Below are 16899 nucleotides of genomic sequence, written 5' to 3'. Positions count from 1 at the left end.
TGTAGAAGCATTACCAACAGATGTAACGGTAAGTTGTGATGCTATTCCAACAGCTGTAGTTTTAACGGCAACAGACAATTGTGATGCATCCGTAACAGTTAATTATACAGAAGAGTTTTCTGGACAAGAAGAAGGATGTGCTTCAGAGTATACCATCACAAGAGCATGGAGAGTACAAGATTGTGCAGGTAATGAAACTTCGCATATGCAAATACTTACTGTAGAAGACAATGAAGCACCAACTTTAGTGTCAGTATTAGAAGACATAACAGTTGCATGTGATAATGTTCCTGAAGTTCCAACATTAGAATTTACAGACAATTGCTCATCAAATGTAACACAAACAAATTTTGAAGAAACAAGTACGTTTGATGGCAGTGATAGTGATTATACAATCACAAGAACATGGACAGTTACGGATGACTGTGGTAATGTAGCAGACTTTACGCAAAATATAGCAGTAACAGTCAATACAACAGTAACTGAACTAGCTGACTCAAGATGTATCGATGACGGAACGATTGATTTGAATGACTATTTAGCAAATCAAAGTGAAGATGGAACTTGGGAAGTCACTCAAGGAAGTGTAACAATATCTGATGACGGAAGTTTTGATCCGTCAGGATTAAACTTAGGAGATTATATCTTTACATATACATCACCAAATAATGGATGTTTAATAGCAACAAAAGTTACCATTAATATAAACGACGATTGTATAGTATTGCCATGTGGACAAGAAGATGTGGTCATATCTAAAGCAGTAACCCCTAATGGAGATTCATGGAATGAATTTTTTGAAATTACAGGAGTTGAATCCTGTGGATTCGTAGCCAATGTAAAAATATTTAACCGTTGGGGTGCAAAAGTATTTGAATCAAACAATTATGCAAATAATTGGAACGGAACTTCAGATGGAGCTACGTTTGGAGGAGCTGAAAGACTACCAGCCGGTACATATTACTACATTGTAATATTAGAAAATAGTGGTTTAAAACCATTTACAGGAGCAATTTACTTAGGAACCAAATAATATTATAGCTATGAACCATAATTACAAACTATTACAGACAGTTATTGTACTGTTTTTTGCAACAGTTTTAACAGTTCAATCACAACAGCTACCACAATTTACTCAGTATATGTATAATACAATTTCTATTAATCCTGCCTATGCAGGAAGTAGACAAGTGTTGAGTATTGTTGGATTGCACAGAAGTCAGTGGGCGGGACTAGATAGAGCACCAGAAACACAAACATTATCTATTCACACACCACTTAGAAATGATAAAATAGGGTTGGGGTTATCCTTTATAAATGATCAACTAGGATATGAAAATTTCACTTATTTATATGGAGATTTTTCGTATACCATTCAACTTAATGACGATATAAAATTGGCTTTTGGACTTAAAGCAGGGGTTACTCAATACAATATTGATGATGCTTTGATTGCAGCCGAAGGATCAGATCCAGGAATTTCTGGAATTCAAAATAGATGGGAACCAAATATTGGTAGTGGATTGCTGCTACATACCAACAAATGGTATGTGGGGCTTTCTGCCCCAAGGTTATTAAATATAGACCATAATGATTTAGAAATTAATGGAATTAATTATGGGGTTGTAGATAGGGTAAGTTATTACTTAACAGGAGGATATGTTTTTGACTTAAGTGATAATGTAAAGTTTAAACCAGCTACATTAATAAAAGCAACTAATGGAGCTCCAGTATCATATGATATTACAGCAAACTTTTTATTCAATGAAAAGTTTTGGTTAGGAGGTTCATACAGGATAAATGAAGATACAGGAGCTTTAGGAGCTTTAGTAGATTTTCAGGTATCTCGTCAATTTAGAATTGGTTACGCTTATGAATATCCATTATCAGACATTAACCAGTATTCAAATGGAACACATGAAATATTATTAATGTTCGAGTTGCATAAAGTAAATAGAGTTAAATCTCCTAGATATTTTTAAAAAGCATAGTTATGAAGACAAAAATTACACTTTTAATCTTAATTTTTTCATTCTCCTATTCATTTTCTCAGAAGAGAGTCGCGGATAAGTTTTATAGAGATTATGCCTATGTAAAAGCTGCTGAGTTTTATGAAAACGCAGTGAAAAAAGGAGACAGTACCACCTATACATTAGCAAGACTTGGAGATTGTTATTATAATAATTCAGATTCAAAAAAAGCAGTTCATTGGTATCAATTAGCAGCAAAAAGTGAAGATGGTTTAAGTAATGAAAATATTCATAGGTATGTACAATCATTACGAAGTATTGGAGCATATGAAAAAGCAGATGAATGGTTGCAAAAATTACCTGATGCTAAAGGAAGTTTATCAAAAGAAGGTTATGAAAAACTCATGACTTTGAATAACGATACGATTAATATTTACAATTTAGAAGTTAATACCAAAAATTCCGATTTCGGACCTTATGTAATAGGAAATAAATTTGTTTTTTCATCAGCAAAAAATAATAAAGGCAAAATTTATGAATGGAATAATGAGCCTTATTTAGACTTATATGAAGCAAAAATAAATGTAGAAAATGGAATAAAAACGATAGAAGCTGTTGTGCCAATTACCTCCTCAAAAATTAATACAAATTTTCACGAATCAAGTGTGGCTATCACAAAAGATGGAAGCACTATGTACTTTACCAGAAATAACTTAAACAAAAGAGATAAGTTAGATTATGATAAAGAAGGAACATCTCACTTAAAAATATATAAAGCCACACTGGTTAATGGACAGTGGGACAATATTGAAGAGCCTTCGTTTAATGATGAAGTATATTCAAGCGGGCATCCAGCATTAAGTCCAGATGAAAAAACACTGTATTTTACGTCAGACAGACCTGGAGGCTATGGTTTTACAGATATTTATAAAGTAGCCATTTTACCAAATGGAACTTATGGAGATGCTGTAAACATGGGAGATAAAATTAATACTGCTGGTAAGGAAATGTTTCCATATGTGGCTAAAGATTATACGTTATATTTTTCTTCAGATGGATATGCAAATTTAGGACTGCTAGATATTTATAAATCTAATTTATTAAATAATAATTCATCAGAAGTAAAAAATTTAGGAGCACCTTTTAATAGTGGATATGATGATTTTGCATTCTTTTTAAATGAAGATAACAAAACAGGGTATTTTTCATCGAATAGGCCAGGAGGAAAAGGGCATGATGATATATATAGTTTCGAAAAATGTAAGCAGTTTATTTCTGGAAAAGTATTTGATAAAAGAACAAATGAGCTGTTAGCAGAGGCGCTAGTAGAATTAGTTGATACTACAGGAAAAGTGCTAGAAACAATTACTACAAAAGAAGATGGTTCATACTTTTTTGAAGTTAATTGTGGAAAAAAGTATGTTCTTAGAGGTTCAAAAAATGATTATAAAGACGATTTAAAAGATGTATTAACGACAAACGAAGACAATAAAAATATAGAACTAGACCTGTATTTAACTCCTTTAATTGTAGGTAATGAGATAGTGATAGATCCGATATTTTTCGACTTTGATAAGTGGAATATTCGTCCAGATGCAGCCTATGAGCTAGAACACATAGTAGGCGTGTTAAAAAATCACCCGAAAATGATTATTAAAATTGAAGCTCATACTGACAGTAGGGGAAGTGATCGTTATAACGAAATTTTGTCGGATAAGAGAGCCAAATCTACTAGAGATTATATTTTCTCAAGAGGGATAGCTACCAATAGGATAGAAAGCGCTATTGGTTATGGAGAAAAGCAGTTGGTAAATAAATGTTCCAACGGTATTCCTTGTACAGAAGAAGAACATCAAGAAAATCGACGATCAAAATTTATAATCATTAACGATTATAAATAGCAAAATAAGTAATTAGTCTCCCGTAGAGTAGTTTTCTTTAGCCCCGATTCAATGCGCATATTGGATTGGGGTTTTGATTTACTTCACTATTTCTTGACAAAAATATTGGTAAAAAACCATTTGCCGTTAGCACTTTTTTCAGCGGTAACTTCAAAGTGAGTGTAATCACCTTCAATATTTTCTTTATGTCCATTGCTTTTAATCCAAGCATTAACTACCGATTCAGCGGTAGAATAACCATAAGCCACATTTTCACCTACCTTAATTGCATCAGCGTTTTCAGCTAAATACTCTTTACGTTGGTAAAAAAAGTCGTGTGAAACTTCGTCCTTTTCAATCATGTAATTAGTATGATTGCTTGTTTGCGACTTAATAGTTTGTAACTTGTTTAGTGAAGAAAAGCCATTATTAACCCTATAAGAGTTAATGAGATTTAAAATGTCTGCCTCAATCGGTTTTTCACTGATGTTAGTTGACACTTCTGGGGTACTGTCAATTATCTCGGCTTCGTTAGAAGAGCAAGACGTTATTATTAGTGCACAAAATAACACCAATAACTGGAGGGGGTAGTTATTCATGATTATAGGGGTTAAGGGGTTAATCAAAAAACGTTGTAAAGATATGACGAAAACTTAATACAAAACAAGTTAATTGTATGTGTTTGAGGTAAAAAGGGGCTTTTTCCTGTGACTAGATAGCCTGTTTTATAAAGTCTTCATACTCGTAAAAAAACAGTTCAAACTGTGTCATGGTTTCTACATAAAACTCATAACAATCTCGCCACGTATTTTTATTGTGAATACTGAATTTTTTATCAAAAGGGACGTAAATTCTACGAATAATTTTGTGATTGTCTAGCTCAAAGTTGTCATCAAAAATAACCTCAGGCAAATACGCACTTTCCAGTATGTTTTTTAAAGAAAGTAGCTGATCATAAAGTAATTCATTGGCTATGTCTTCAGGATGTTCAAAATCTAAACAAACAGAAGCTTTTTTCCTATCCGCTTGAAATTTAAAAGCAACCCCTTTTATCTTGGTATTATATAATAGCCATTTTCTAGGAAAAGACTTTCCAAAGCTTGTCCAAAACTCTTTACGTAAACGAGCAGATTCTTCTTTACTGAACATTTATTTTAGTTATCAGTTATCAGTTATCAGTTATCAGTTATCGGGGTAATTAACTCATGAAACTTTACCCGTGAACTTTAGCAGTTTTACCTCTCTCTTTCATCATTTCTGCTTCAAAAGCTAACAACCCCTCCCATTTTTTATCAACTATTTCACGATCCATATACTTACGAGCATACCCCAAAAATAAAGTATAGTGATTTGCTTCCGAAACCATTAAATCTAAATAAAACTTAGCTAATTGTTCATCTTCCATATTATCAGCAAAAACTTTAAAACGCTCACAGCTACGTGCTTCTATCAAGGCAGCAACCAAAAGTCGATGAATTAAGGCTTCTGTTCTGTTGCCTGTGTGAGGAAAAAACTTTTGTAATCGTAAAGCATAGTCATTTTTAGTAGCTTGTCCTAAAACCATACCTCGCTCTATCATTATATTATGTACCATTCTAAAATGTTCCATTTCTTCAATAGCAATATCGCTCATATCCTTTACAAGTTCAGTTTCTTCAGAGTAATTGATAATAATTGACACGGCATTCGAAGCTGCTTTTTGTTCAGCAAAAGCATGGTCGGTTAAAAGTTGTTCTAATCCGTTTTTAGCAACTTCAACCCATGAAGTTGCTGTGTCAAATTGTAATCCAAGCATAATGTGTAATTGAGGCTGTAAAAGTAAAAAATATAAGTGCTAATTGTATATGAAATAGTCTAAAAATAGCTAGATTTGTTGTTAAAAAAAACTCTTAATAAAATTGCTCAAAAATATTGTTTTAATGACGAATACTAAATGAATTACTACAAATTCTAAATAGCTAAGCAGATAAAAAATATTTTTCAGTAGTTTTAGGTACCATAGAGAAAGACAAAACTCCTAAAAGAAATGAAACTACAGTTATTTAAAAAAAAGAAAAAGATTCTTAGTGTATTGGCATTGACCTTTTTAATGCTTATTGCTAATTCATGTAAAAAATCGGTTATCACAGAAAGTAATGTTAACGCGTTTAGTGAGTACATTAGTGTTTTTCCAGATAAACTGATATCAGTAACACCAAACTTAAAATTTGTCTTAAAAAAGAAGGGAACAGCAAACTTTGATGCAGCTGAAGTTATTACGACAAAGCCAGCCATAAAAGGAGAAGTAGTTGTAAACGATAACGAGCTAGTTTTTGTACCTGCTGAAAAATTAAAAAGCAATCAAGAATATTTAATAACCCTTCATTTATCAAAATTATATGAGGATATTGATGAGAGCCTAGAGAACTTTACTGTTAAAGTAAAAACGAAAGAATTATTATTTAATGTTTCTCTACAATCTCCAAGTGTTTATACCAAAAATGTATACGCAGTTGAGGGTGAATTGACAGCTAGCGATATTATTGAAACAGACAAAATACCATCTTTGGTCAAAGCAACCTATAATGGAAAGACAAAATCTATAAAGTTTAGCACTGTTGGAGAAGTAAGTTCTAAGGTTTATTTTAAAATAGACAGCATACAACGTTTTGAAGACGATAAACAATTAAAGGTAGAATGGACAGGAGCCCCAGTACAATCAGAATCTAAAGGGAGTAGAGAAGTAACGATAACAGGGAAAAATAACTTTAAAGTATTAAGTGTAGATGTTGTTGATACCGATAAGCAACATATTGAAATAAGTTTTTCAGACCCAATACAAAAAACTCAAAACTTAAAAGGACTTATCCAGTTTTTAAATACTCAAAAAAGAGCCTTTACATATAAGGTTAATAATAATAAAGTAACAGTATATCCTAAATCATCATTTGCACAAAAAGTTGAGATAGAAATATTCAAAGGAATAAAGAGTGTAGATGGTTATGCTTTAAAAGAAAATACAATTAAAACCATTTATTTTGAAGAGTTAAAGCCTGCTGTAACCTTTATAAAAAGTGGATCCATACTCCCAAATTCTAACAATTTAAAAATAAATTTTAGTGCTGTAAATTTAAAAGCGGTTGATGCAACTGTTTACAAAATTTATAAAGAGAATGTACTACAGTTTTTACAGTATAATGAGTTAAGTAACCAAGGAAACTTACGTTACGTAGGACGTCCAATAGCAAAATATACAGTAAACCTTGGCAATCAAGGATTGGATTTAAGTAAAGAAAATGCTTTCGCAATTGATTTAGCAGATATCGTAAAAGTAGAAAATGGAGCAATGTATAGAGTTGAGTTTTCTTTTAACCAAGATTACTCAAATTACAAATGTGCAGAAGGGGGAGCAACCAAAACTATAGTTTTCGGAAAAAAAGAAATAGCTACAAAAAGTTATGATAACCCTAATTATTATGACGACTACTATTACGATTATAGCTGGAGAGATAGAGAAAATCCTTGTACCACTTCATACTACTACAATAAAAAAATCAGCACAAATATTTTAGCTACAAACATTGGTGTTATCGTTAAAAAAGGAAACAATGCTAAAATAGTAGTAGCAGTTACGGATATACTTACCACTGAAGTTATTGATGGGGCTAAAGTAACGTTATACAACTTACAAAAACAACCAGTAGCATCAGCAGTTACCAATAAAGAAGGTGTTGTTTCTTTTTCTGATGTTGCTAATGCCTTTTTTGCAGTAGTTACTAAAAACAACAGCACAACTTATGTGAAGCTGAAAGATGGCGAAGCGCTGTCTATGAGTAAGTTTGATGTTTCTGGGATAAAATTACAAGAAGGAATTAAAGGGTATATTTATGGAGAACGTGGAGTTTGGCGACCAGGCGATCAACTATTTTTAACTTTTGTTTTAAATGATAATGCGAATCCAATTCCAGAGGAACACCCTATAAAGTTTGAATTAATTAATCCACGAGGAAAAATAATCGATCGAAAAGTACTTCCAAAAAAATCAAATAATGTATATGGGTATGCTCCAACAACAAGCCAAGAAGCAATTACTGGGAATTGGAAAGTACGCGTAAGTGTTGGAGGAGCTGTTTTCAACAAAATAGTAAAAGTTGAAACTATAAAACCGAATCGTTTAAAGATTAAACTAGCTACAGATTCAGAATTCATTAAAGCAAACTCAACGATTACAGGAAATGTAGAAGTAAAATGGTTACACGGAGCAATAGCGAGAGGATTAAAGTTAGATATCAACGGAAAATTTTCACAAACCAATACGGAGTTTTCAAAATTTAAAAACTATAATTTTGATGATGTAACTCGTCGATTTGGAACAGAAGAGTTTAAAGTATTAAAAGGAAGTTTAAGTAATGAAGGAACGACAAAATTTTCGGTAAAACCTAAATTAGATAGTAAAGCTCCAGGAATGTTAAGAGCGAGTTTTATTACAAAAGTGTATGAAAATGGAGGAGACTTTAGTACAGACGTATTTTCTAACAAAGTGTCACCGTATACTTCATATGCAGGGTTAAAAGATGCTGAAGAACCACAATCTAAAAACTATTTATTTACAGATGAAGAATATACATTTAATGTAGCTTCAGTAAATGAAGATGGGGTAGGAGTAACAAATAGTTTAGAAGTAAACGTATATAAATTATCATGGCGTTGGTGGTGGAGTACCTCTGATAATGGATTGTCTAGTTACGACGGTACACGTTATCATGAACCTTATAAAAAACTGAAAGTAACAACAAACGCTAGTGGTAAAGGGACTTTTAAATTAAAGGTTGATGAAAATGATTGGGGGCGTTATTTAATAAAAGTAAAAGACTCAAAAAGTAAGCATGTTACCTCAAATGTGGTGTATTTTGATTGGCCTTCTTGGTATGCTAAGAAAAAAGGAAATCAAGATAAGAGCAATGCTACGATGTTGGTATTTACAACCGATAAAGAATCGTATGAAGTAGATGAAAAAGCAACAGTGAAGTTTCCATCTTCAGAAGGAGGAAAAGCATTTATAACAATAGAAAACGGAACCGAAGTACTAGACCACTTTTGGGTACCAACACAAGCACAACAAACAACGTTTAGTTTTCCTGTAAAAGCGAGTTATACACCAAATGTGTTTGTAAATATATCGTTGCTACAAAAACATAGCCAAACAGTAAACGACTTACCAATTCGCATGTACGGCTCAATACCAATGTTGGTACATAATCCTGCAACGAAATTAGAACCAAAAATTCAGTTAGCAGACGAGTTAAGACCTGAATCTACTGCAACTATTCGAGTAAAAGAGGAAAAAGGTAGAGCTATGACCTATACCATTGCATTGGTAGATGAAGGATTGTTAGATTTAACACGTTTTAAAACTCCAAACCCTTGGGGAGTATTCTATGCACGTCAGTCTTTAGGTGTAAAAACTTGGGATATATTTGACGATGTTATAGGGGCTTATGGCGGGAAAGTAAATCAAATATTAAGTATTGGAGGAGACGAAGCAGAAGCAGGAAGTAAGAATCGAAAAGCGAATCGATTCAAACCAATGGTTACCTATTTAGGGCCTTTCGATTTAGAAATGGGAGATATTAAGGAGCATAAAATTAAAATTCCTAAATATGTAGGATCCGTTCGTGCTATGGTAGTAGCGACTGATACTAAAAAAGAGGCGTATGGGAGTGATGAAAAAACAGCTTTTGTACGCAAGCCAGTTATGATTTTAGCATCATTACCTCGTAAGATTACTCCACAAGAAACCGTTACCTTACCAGTTACTGTTTTTGCCATGAAACCAAACATTAAAAATGTAAAAGTTACCGTACAACCTAACGAAGCATATACTATTGAAGGAGATAAAACACAAACTGTTTCATTTAGTCAGCCAGATGAGAAAATGGCGTATTTTACCTTAAAAGTAAATGATTTTAAAGGAATTGGTAAAGTGAAAATAGACGCAAGTTCAGGAAGAGAAAAAGCGTCTTACGAAGTGGAAATAGATGTGTTGAATCCAAATCCAGTAACCACAGAAGTAAAAGATGTCGTATTGAAATCTAATGAAGCAGGGGAGATTAACTTTACAAGCTTTGGAACCAAAGGAACGAATGCAGCTACGTTAGAATTATCAACCTTACCACCCATGAACTTTACCAAGCGTTTGGGATACTTAATTCGTTATCCACATGGGTGTGTAGAGCAAACAACCTCTGGGGCTTTTCCGCAGTTATTTTTACCAGAATTATTTGAATTGCCAAAAGAAAAGATAGCTTCAACTGAAAGAAACATCAAAGCAGCAATTCAACGCTTATCTGATTTTCAATTATCTAATGGAGGATTGTCGTACTGGCAAGGAAATAGTACCGCGGATAGTTGGGGAACGTCTTATGCAGGTCATTTTATGATAGCAGCAGAGAAGAAAGGATATGTGTTGCCTATTGGATTCAAATCAAAATGGATAGGATATCAAAAGCAACAAGCACGTAATTGGAGAAATAACTCACGTTACTATAACAACTCTTTATCACAAGCATATCGATTATATACGTTGAGTTTAGCAAATAGCCCTGATTTAGCATCAATGAACCGTTTACGCGAATCAATGGGAGTTTCAGATGAAGCAAAAATGAGATTAGCAAGTGCGTATGCTTTAATAGGTAAAAAGACCATCGCAAAATCCATTTTAAAAGAAATAACCGGTTATACCTATACAAAACGATATTATACAAACTATGGTTCTGAAACTAGAAACAAAGCAATGTCTTTAGAAACCTATATGCTACTGGATGATGAAACGAAGTCAATAAAATTAGCAAAAGAAATAGCTGAAGATTTATCTAGTAATAATTGGATGAGCACGCAAACAACAGCCTATAGTTTATTAGCAATGAGCCAGTATGCTCTAAAAAATGGAGGTAGTGATGGAATTAATGTCAACTATATTTTAAATAAGGCATCAGGAGAAGCAAGTACTTCAAAATCGTTGTTAGCAAAAGAGTTGATAGCTATTCAAAAAGAGAATACATTAAAAATAACAAACAAAAACAACGGAGTTTTATATGTACGTGTGCTAAACAAAGGAATTTTACCTGTAGGTGAGGAAAAAGTATTCCAAAAGAATTTAGAAACTACTATTACATATAAAACAAAAGAAGGGACTCGTATTACCCCAGATAATTTGTCACAAGGAACCAACTTTGTAGCAGAAGTTACGGTGAAAAACCCAACAAGTGAAACTATTGAAAATGTGGCATTGACACAATACATTCCTTCAGGATGGGAAATTGTAAATACTCGTTTTACTGATTTTGGAAATAATACAACGTCTTCAAAAGTAGATTATACAGATATACGAGATGCAAGTATCAGTAACTATTTTACCTTGAAAAAATATGAAACCAAAACATTTAGAGTGTTGTTAAATGCGTCGTATTTAGGTGAATATTATTTGCCAGGAGTACAAGTAGAAGCGATGTATGATAATGACTATATAGCTCGCACCAAAGGAGAATGGATTAAAGTGGTGAAGTAGTTTATAAATAATTAAATGAAATAAAAAAGCTTACTGATTTCAGTAAGCTTTTTTATTTCTAAAATACTTAATCTTTCCTTGTGTAAGACTACCTATCTTTGCCCATCAATATAAAATTCATAGATATAAAAAGATTATGGTAAATACAGTTAAAACACAAGAAGATATTTTAGCAAAATTAAATATTTATGAGTTAAATGAAATGCAACAAAATGCCATTTCGACCATTGATAAAACAACCAATACAGTAATACTATCACCTACTGGTACAGGTAAAACATTAGGATTTTTATTACCAACATTAAAATTAATAGACCCTGATAATAAAGAAATTCAGGTTTTAATTTTAGTACCCTCAAGAGAATTAGCAATTCAAATAGAACAAGTGATACGTGAAATGGGAACTGGTTTAAAAGTAAATGCTGTATACGGTGGACGTTCAATGGCAAAAGATAAAATAGAACTAAAACATACACCAAGTATATTAATAGGTACACCTGGTAGAATCTCTGATCATTTTGCCAACGATCGTTTTTCTAAAGAAAGTATTAAAACCTTAATTCTAGATGAGTTTGATAAATCGTTAGAAGTTGGTTTTGAGTATGAAATGCGCGGAATTATTAATCAATTACCAAATATTAATAAACGTATCTTAACTTCAGCAACTCAAGAAGCTGAAGTTCCAGACTTTGTACGTTTAAACAATCCTACCGTATTAAACTATTTAACAGATAAAAAACCAAAGAAATTAACTTTAAAAACGGTTGTTTCACCATCAAAAAATAAAAATCAAACCTTAGTGGAGTTATTACATCACATAGGAAATCAACAAGGAATTATTTTTTGTAATTTAAAAGATAGTATTGCTAACCTAAGCGAGTTTTTAACGAAGAACAAAATAGCACACAGTTGTTTTTCTGGTGGAATGGAGCAAAGAGATCGTGAACGTTCTTTAATAAAGTTTAGAAACGGAACAAGTCAAGTATTATTAGCTACTGATTTAGCTGCAAGAGGAATTGATATTCCAGAAATGAAATACATTATTCATTATGAGTTACCACAAAGAATAGAAGAGTTTACTCATAGAAACGGACGAACAGCAAGGGTAAATTCGAAAGGAACAGCTTATGTTTTAAAATGGCAAAAAGAAAGCCTTCCTGAATTTCTTAAAAACATACCCAATGCCGATATTTCTCAGAAACAAAAATTAAAGCCTGGTTATTGGGAGACGTTATTTATTTCAGGAGGAAGAAAAGACAAAATATCTAAAGGAGATATAGCAGGTTTATTCTTTAAAAAAGGAAATTTAACCAAAGAACAAGTAGGAGTTATTGAGTTAAAACAGGACTGTGCTTTTATTTCGGTTCCTATTACTGAGTCAAAAAGATTATTGGAAGAGTTAAATAATACACGCTTAAAAAATAAAAAAGTTCGTATCACATTAGTGTAAACTAATTAGTTAGAATTGTAAGCTTAGTAAAAGAAAAAAATATTATTTCTATTTAAATGATGAAGAAAAAACCTATGCAGAAGTCAATAGAATTATAGAGTATTACTAAAATTAATAGCATATTTATGCTAGAGTTACGAAGTGAAGTAGTAAAATAAATAATTTAATAACAATATTCTTTCGCGAAGAATAGGCATAAACCTTGAGTGCCTTTAAATGTTCAAGGATTTAATTATATTTTAAATACTTCTTAGTAGTATCATGAAAAATGAAATTTTAAAAGCAGGTAAAGCTTTAACAAAAAAAGAACAAAAATCTATTGTAGGTGGTGGTTACGAATGTGGTTTAGTTTTTGACGAGACACAATGTGAAGAGTATTGGGCACTACCACCAGAATATCAAGCGTGTAGTGATGTACATGCTGATTGTGTTTTATAAAAATAAATTAATAAAGAATAATAAAATCAAAACAATCATCACAGTATTTGCGGTGGTTGTTTGTTTTTTCTGTCTGCCCAAAAACTTATTTGACAGCCTAACATCAACAGTCTTTATAGCAAAATCGAGCTATAAAACATGTGATTAATTGGATAAAAAAGGGAAAACAGAATGTAATAAGTATTAGTTTTATATTTAAAGTTTCAAGGTTATCTTTCTCCATTCAAAATCTCCTTAACAGCCGCCTGATATTTCTTAGGATTTGTTGCTTTTTTTATTTTTTTATAAGTTTTACGAGGATCAGAAAATGATTGAGAAAAATACTCCCAAAAGCCTAACATTTTCATTTTTATAGGCGTTGGTCCTGATAAGGCAGCATCATATTGCTGGTATATTTCATCATGAAACTCTTCAAATGTTTTCCACCTGTCTTTTGGATATTCAGTAGTATTATCTTTAATCATTTGTGGTAAAAACGGATCTGCAATTAAACCACGTCCAATCATAAAATGTGTAATACCAGGAAAACGTTCTTTCATAGCTTTAAAACCTGCTACTGTAGTGATATCGCCATTATAATATAATTGATGTTTGGCAGCGTCTATACATTTTTGAAAAGCATCTAAATCAACACCTCCTTTGTATAATTGTTTTCCAATTCTGGCATGAATAGCCACATTTTTTAACGGATATTTATCTAAAATAGGAAAAGTGTGCAGTATTTCTTCATTGTTTTCATAACCCATTCTCATTTTCATCGATACTAGAATATCAGTTTCGTTATGAGCGCGATGTAGTATTTCATCTATTCTTGTAGGATTACAAATTAAACCAGAACCCATACCCGATTTTGTAACCATAGGGTAGGGACACCCTAAATTCCAATTCAACTCTTTATATCCTAAACTTTGTACATATTTGGCAACAAATAAAAATTCTTCAGCATCATTGGTTATAACTTGCGGAATAACCGTTAAAGTTGTGTTATTTTCAGGGAGTAAATCACGTTCATAACTGGATTTTATTTTAAATTTCCCATTTAATCGAATGTAAGGAGCATAAAAAGTATCGATACCACCAAAGTATTTTTGTTGGGCATTCCTAAAACGAAAGTCAGTAAACCCTTGTAAAGGTGAAGAAAGTAAGGTAAAACTCATAGTGTAATTTGAGTTGCAAATATAACAGACTTATCGACTAAATGTTTGCTATAAACTTTATACTTTTGAGCTATATAAGTTGTCTATGAAAATTGTTTTTAACTTTTTAAAACAGCATAAAATTAAAGTTATCATTATAAGTGTTTTTATGGTAGCTTATTATTTCTGTCTGCCTAAAAAATTATTTGACAATCCAACATCAACAGTCGTAACAGCAAAAAATAACGAATTGTTAGGAGCTGTTATTGCTAGCGATGGTCAATGGAGATTTCCTGAGTTAGACTCTGTGCCTAATAAATTCGAGCATTGTATTTTACAATTTGAAGACGCTTATTTCTATAAGCATTTTGGGTTCAATCCTATTTCGATAGGAAAAGCAATGGTAGAAAATCTCAAAGCAAAAAGAGTGGTACGAGGCGGAAGTACGCTAACACAGCAAGTAATTCGCTTGTCAAGAAAAAATAAAAAGCGTTCCTATTTTGAAAAATTTCAAGAGTTAATCCTAGCAACTCGATTAGAATTTCGTCATTCTAAAAAAGAAATTTTAAAATTGTATGCATCACATGCTCCTTATGGAGGGAATGTTGTTGGGTTAGAAATGGCTTCGTGGCGTTACTTCGGATTAAAACCACATCAATTGTCATGGGCAGAAACAGCAACTTTAGCGGTATTGCCGAATGCTCCATCGTTGATTTATCCAGGGAAAAATCAACAAAAACTAAAAAACAAAAGAAATAGATTATTACAAAAATTACATGAAGAAGGAGTTATAGATCAAATAACGTATGAGTTAGCTATTGAAGAAGAGTTGCCACAAAAACCATATCCGCTACCTACGGTAGCACCACATTTTGTACAAGAAGTAACGCAACAGTATAGTGGACAACGTGTAAAAAGCTCTATAGATGTTCATTTACAAAGACAAGTAAATAACTTAGTAAAGCAACATTATTTCCGTCAAAAACAAAATGAAGTTTACAATATGGCAGTCTTGGTGTTGGATGTTAAAACAAGAAAAGTACTGTCTTATGTAGGAAATTCTCCAACCGATAAAGCACATCAAAAAGATGTGAACAATATCATTGCCCCAAGAAGTACAGGAAGTACTCTAAAACCTTTTTTATATGCACAAATGCTACAATCGGGAGACCTTTTACCCAAGCAATTGGTAGCAGATGTGCCAACAGAAATAGCAGGATATACTCCTAAAAATTTCAATTTAACTTTTGATGGAGCAGTTCCAGCCAATGAAGCATTGACACGTTCGCTGAACATTCCTTCCGTACGTATGCTACAGCGATATGGATTGGAAAAATTTAGAGAAGATTTAAGAGCATACCGTATTAAGGATATTAATAAATCAGCAGATTATTACGGACTCTCCTTGATTTTAGGAGGTGCGGAAGCTAGCTTATGGGATTTGTGTAAAACCTTTGCAGGATATGCAGGTATTGTAAATCACTATGAAGAATTAAAACATAATTATTACGAAAATGAGTTTATAGAACCTAGTTTTTTGTCTGACGGAACCACAAATTTTGGTAAGGTTCAAAAAGACTATACAACGTTAGATGCTGGAGTTACATTCTTAACACTAAATACTTTGATAGAAGTAAACAGGCCTTATACAGATCAAGCTTGGAAATATTATGATTCATCTCAAAAAATAGCGTGGAAAACAGGAACTAGTTTTGGAAATAAAGATGCCTGGGCAGTTGGAGTAACCCCAAAATATGTAGTAGGAGTATGGATAGGGAATTCCGATGGAGAAGGACGTCCAGACCTTACAGGTGTTGGAAGTGCCGCTCCATTAATGTTTAATGTTTTTGATGTATTGCCAAAATCTAATTGGTTTTTAGAACCCTATGAAGATTTAATAGAAGCAACTATTTGTGAGAAAAGTGGGTTTTTAGCCAAAACAATTTGTCCTTCAACAGTAACCAAAAGAGTTCAAAAAAGTGCAATGAAGGCTACATCATGTCCGTATCATCAAGAAATAACGGTAGCTATATCTGAAAAATTTAGAGTAAATTCAAATTGCGAGTCAATTTCAAACATGGTAACAAAACCGTGGTTTGTATTACCTCCTCTAATGGCTTATTATTATCAGCAGAATAATGCAGATTACAGGCCACTTCCTAAGTATAGATCAGATTGTAATCAGTTGGAAAGTAATACAATGGATTTTGTTTTTCCTACTAAATACACCTCAAAAATATCTTTAACAAGAGGAGAAAACAATAAGTTAAACCCTATAATTTTAAAGCTTACACACGCTAATTCAGAAGCAAAAGTGTATTGGTATTTAAACAAAGAATTTATAGGAATAACAGAGCAATATCACGAGCAAGCTATTGCGCCAAAAAGCGGTATGTATACCATAACGGCTATAGATGATTATGGTAATGAGCTGAAGAGAGTTATTGAGGTAAAAAATTAAATAAATGTAAATACGGTT

Annotated in this window: 11 protein-coding genes; 7 read left to right on the top strand and 4 right to left on the bottom strand. The window is 32.5% G+C overall.

Annotated elements, in window-relative coordinates; translation table 11 throughout:
- The 3 genes from ACN0WY_RS05980 to ACN0WY_RS05970 form a co-directional block, all read left to right on the top strand.
- Positions 1 to 1033, top strand: a 1033-nt coding sequence (locus ACN0WY_RS05980) for a gliding motility-associated C-terminal domain-containing protein (protein WP_417799821.1), incomplete at its 5' end; no start/stop codon positions are given.
- Positions 1034 to 1043: 10 nt separating this feature from the next.
- A complete protein-coding gene (locus ACN0WY_RS05975; protein ID WP_417799820.1) occupies positions 1044 to 1982 on the top strand; it encodes a type IX secretion system membrane protein PorP/SprF in 939 nt (312 codons plus the stop codon).
- Positions 1983 to 1993: 11 nt separating this feature from the next.
- On the top strand, positions 1994 to 3871 hold the full coding sequence (locus ACN0WY_RS05970; RefSeq protein WP_417799819.1) for an OmpA family protein: 1878 nt from the start codon (positions 1994 to 1996) through the stop codon (positions 3869 to 3871).
- Between the two features lie 86 nt (positions 3872 to 3957).
- On the opposite strand, the gene ACN0WY_RS05965 is transcribed toward ACN0WY_RS05970, so the two are convergent.
- The 3 genes from ACN0WY_RS05965 to ACN0WY_RS05955 form a co-directional block, all read right to left on the bottom strand.
- Positions 3958 to 4449, bottom strand: a complete 492-nt coding sequence (locus ACN0WY_RS05965) for a CAP domain-containing protein (RefSeq protein WP_330486944.1) — start codon at positions 4447 to 4449, stop codon at positions 3958 to 3960.
- A gap of 112 nt (positions 4450 to 4561) precedes the next feature.
- Positions 4562 to 4999, bottom strand: a complete 438-nt coding sequence (locus ACN0WY_RS05960; RefSeq protein WP_417799818.1) for a DUF4268 domain-containing protein — start codon at positions 4997 to 4999, stop codon at positions 4562 to 4564.
- 64 nt (positions 5000 to 5063) lie between these two features.
- Positions 5064 to 5645 (bottom strand): tRNA-(ms[2]io[6]A)-hydroxylase, encoded by a 582-nt coding sequence (locus ACN0WY_RS05955; protein ID WP_330486942.1) that lies wholly within the window; start codon positions 5643 to 5645, stop codon positions 5064 to 5066.
- A gap of 231 nt (positions 5646 to 5876) precedes the next feature.
- Here ACN0WY_RS05955 and ACN0WY_RS05950 point away from each other — a divergent pair, with 231 nt between their 5' ends.
- From ACN0WY_RS05950 to ACN0WY_RS05940, 3 genes are all read left to right on the top strand, one after another.
- Complete coding sequence (locus tag ACN0WY_RS05950) at positions 5877 to 11396, top strand: alpha-2-macroglobulin family protein (RefSeq protein WP_417799817.1); 5520 nt, start codon at positions 5877 to 5879, stop codon at positions 11394 to 11396.
- 136 nt (positions 11397 to 11532) lie between these two features.
- The gene (locus ACN0WY_RS05945) at positions 11533 to 12846 is read left to right on the top strand and encodes a DEAD/DEAH box helicase (RefSeq protein WP_417799816.1); all 1314 of its coding nucleotides are present in this window, start codon (positions 11533 to 11535) and stop codon (positions 12844 to 12846) included.
- Positions 12847 to 13107: 261 nt separating this feature from the next.
- The gene (locus tag ACN0WY_RS05940) at positions 13108 to 13284 is read left to right on the top strand and encodes a hypothetical protein (RefSeq protein ID WP_330486939.1); all 177 of its coding nucleotides are present in this window, start codon (positions 13108 to 13110) and stop codon (positions 13282 to 13284) included.
- 209 nt (positions 13285 to 13493) lie between these two features.
- Here the strand turns inward: ACN0WY_RS05940 and ACN0WY_RS05935 are convergent, their stop codons facing one another.
- Entirely contained in the window at positions 13494 to 14441 is a 948-nt protein-coding gene (locus ACN0WY_RS05935) for a tRNA dihydrouridine synthase (protein WP_417799815.1), read from the bottom strand.
- An 85-nt stretch (positions 14442 to 14526) separates the two neighbouring features.
- Between ACN0WY_RS05935 and pbpC the strand changes: the two genes are divergently transcribed.
- Positions 14527 to 16881, top strand: a complete 2355-nt coding sequence (gene pbpC / locus ACN0WY_RS05930) for a penicillin-binding protein 1C (protein ID WP_417799814.1) — start codon at positions 14527 to 14529, stop codon at positions 16879 to 16881.
- Positions 16882 to 16899: the final 18 nt, after the last annotated feature.

Source organism: Tenacibaculum sp., from assembly GCF_048269885.1.
In the GTDB taxonomy this organism is placed as follows: Bacteria; Bacteroidota; Bacteroidia; order Flavobacteriales; family Flavobacteriaceae; genus Polaribacter.
This window is presented reverse-complemented; position numbering and strand designations above follow the sequence as displayed.

Bases quoted from the DNA above. Each gene is read 5' to 3' on its own strand.
- ACN0WY_RS05955 (WP_330486942.1), bottom strand. From the start codon at position 5,645: ATGCTTGGATTACAATTTGACACAGCAACTTCATGGGTTGAAGTTGCT.
- ACN0WY_RS05975 (WP_417799820.1), top strand. From the start codon at position 1,044: ATGAACCATAATTACAAACTATTACAGACAGTTATTGTACTGTTTTTT.
- pbpC (WP_417799814.1), top strand. From the start codon at position 14,527: ATGAAAATTGTTTTTAACTTTTTAAAACAGCATAAAATTAAAGTTATC.
- ACN0WY_RS05950 (WP_417799817.1), top strand. From the start codon at position 5,877: ATGAAACTACAGTTATTTAAAAAAAAGAAAAAGATTCTTAGTGTATTG.
- ACN0WY_RS05965 (WP_330486944.1), bottom strand. From the start codon at position 4,449: ATGAATAACTACCCCCTCCAGTTATTGGTGTTATTTTGTGCACTAATA.
- ACN0WY_RS05960 (WP_417799818.1), bottom strand. From the start codon at position 4,999: ATGTTCAGTAAAGAAGAATCTGCTCGTTTACGTAAAGAGTTTTGGACA.
- ACN0WY_RS05940 (WP_330486939.1), top strand. From the start codon at position 13,108: ATGAAAAATGAAATTTTAAAAGCAGGTAAAGCTTTAACAAAAAAAGAA.
- ACN0WY_RS05970 (WP_417799819.1), top strand. From the start codon at position 1,994: ATGAAGACAAAAATTACACTTTTAATCTTAATTTTTTCATTCTCCTAT.
- ACN0WY_RS05935 (WP_417799815.1), bottom strand. From the start codon at position 14,441: ATGAGTTTTACCTTACTTTCTTCACCTTTACAAGGGTTTACTGACTTT.
- ACN0WY_RS05945 (WP_417799816.1), top strand. From the start codon at position 11,533: ATGGTAAATACAGTTAAAACACAAGAAGATATTTTAGCAAAATTAAAT.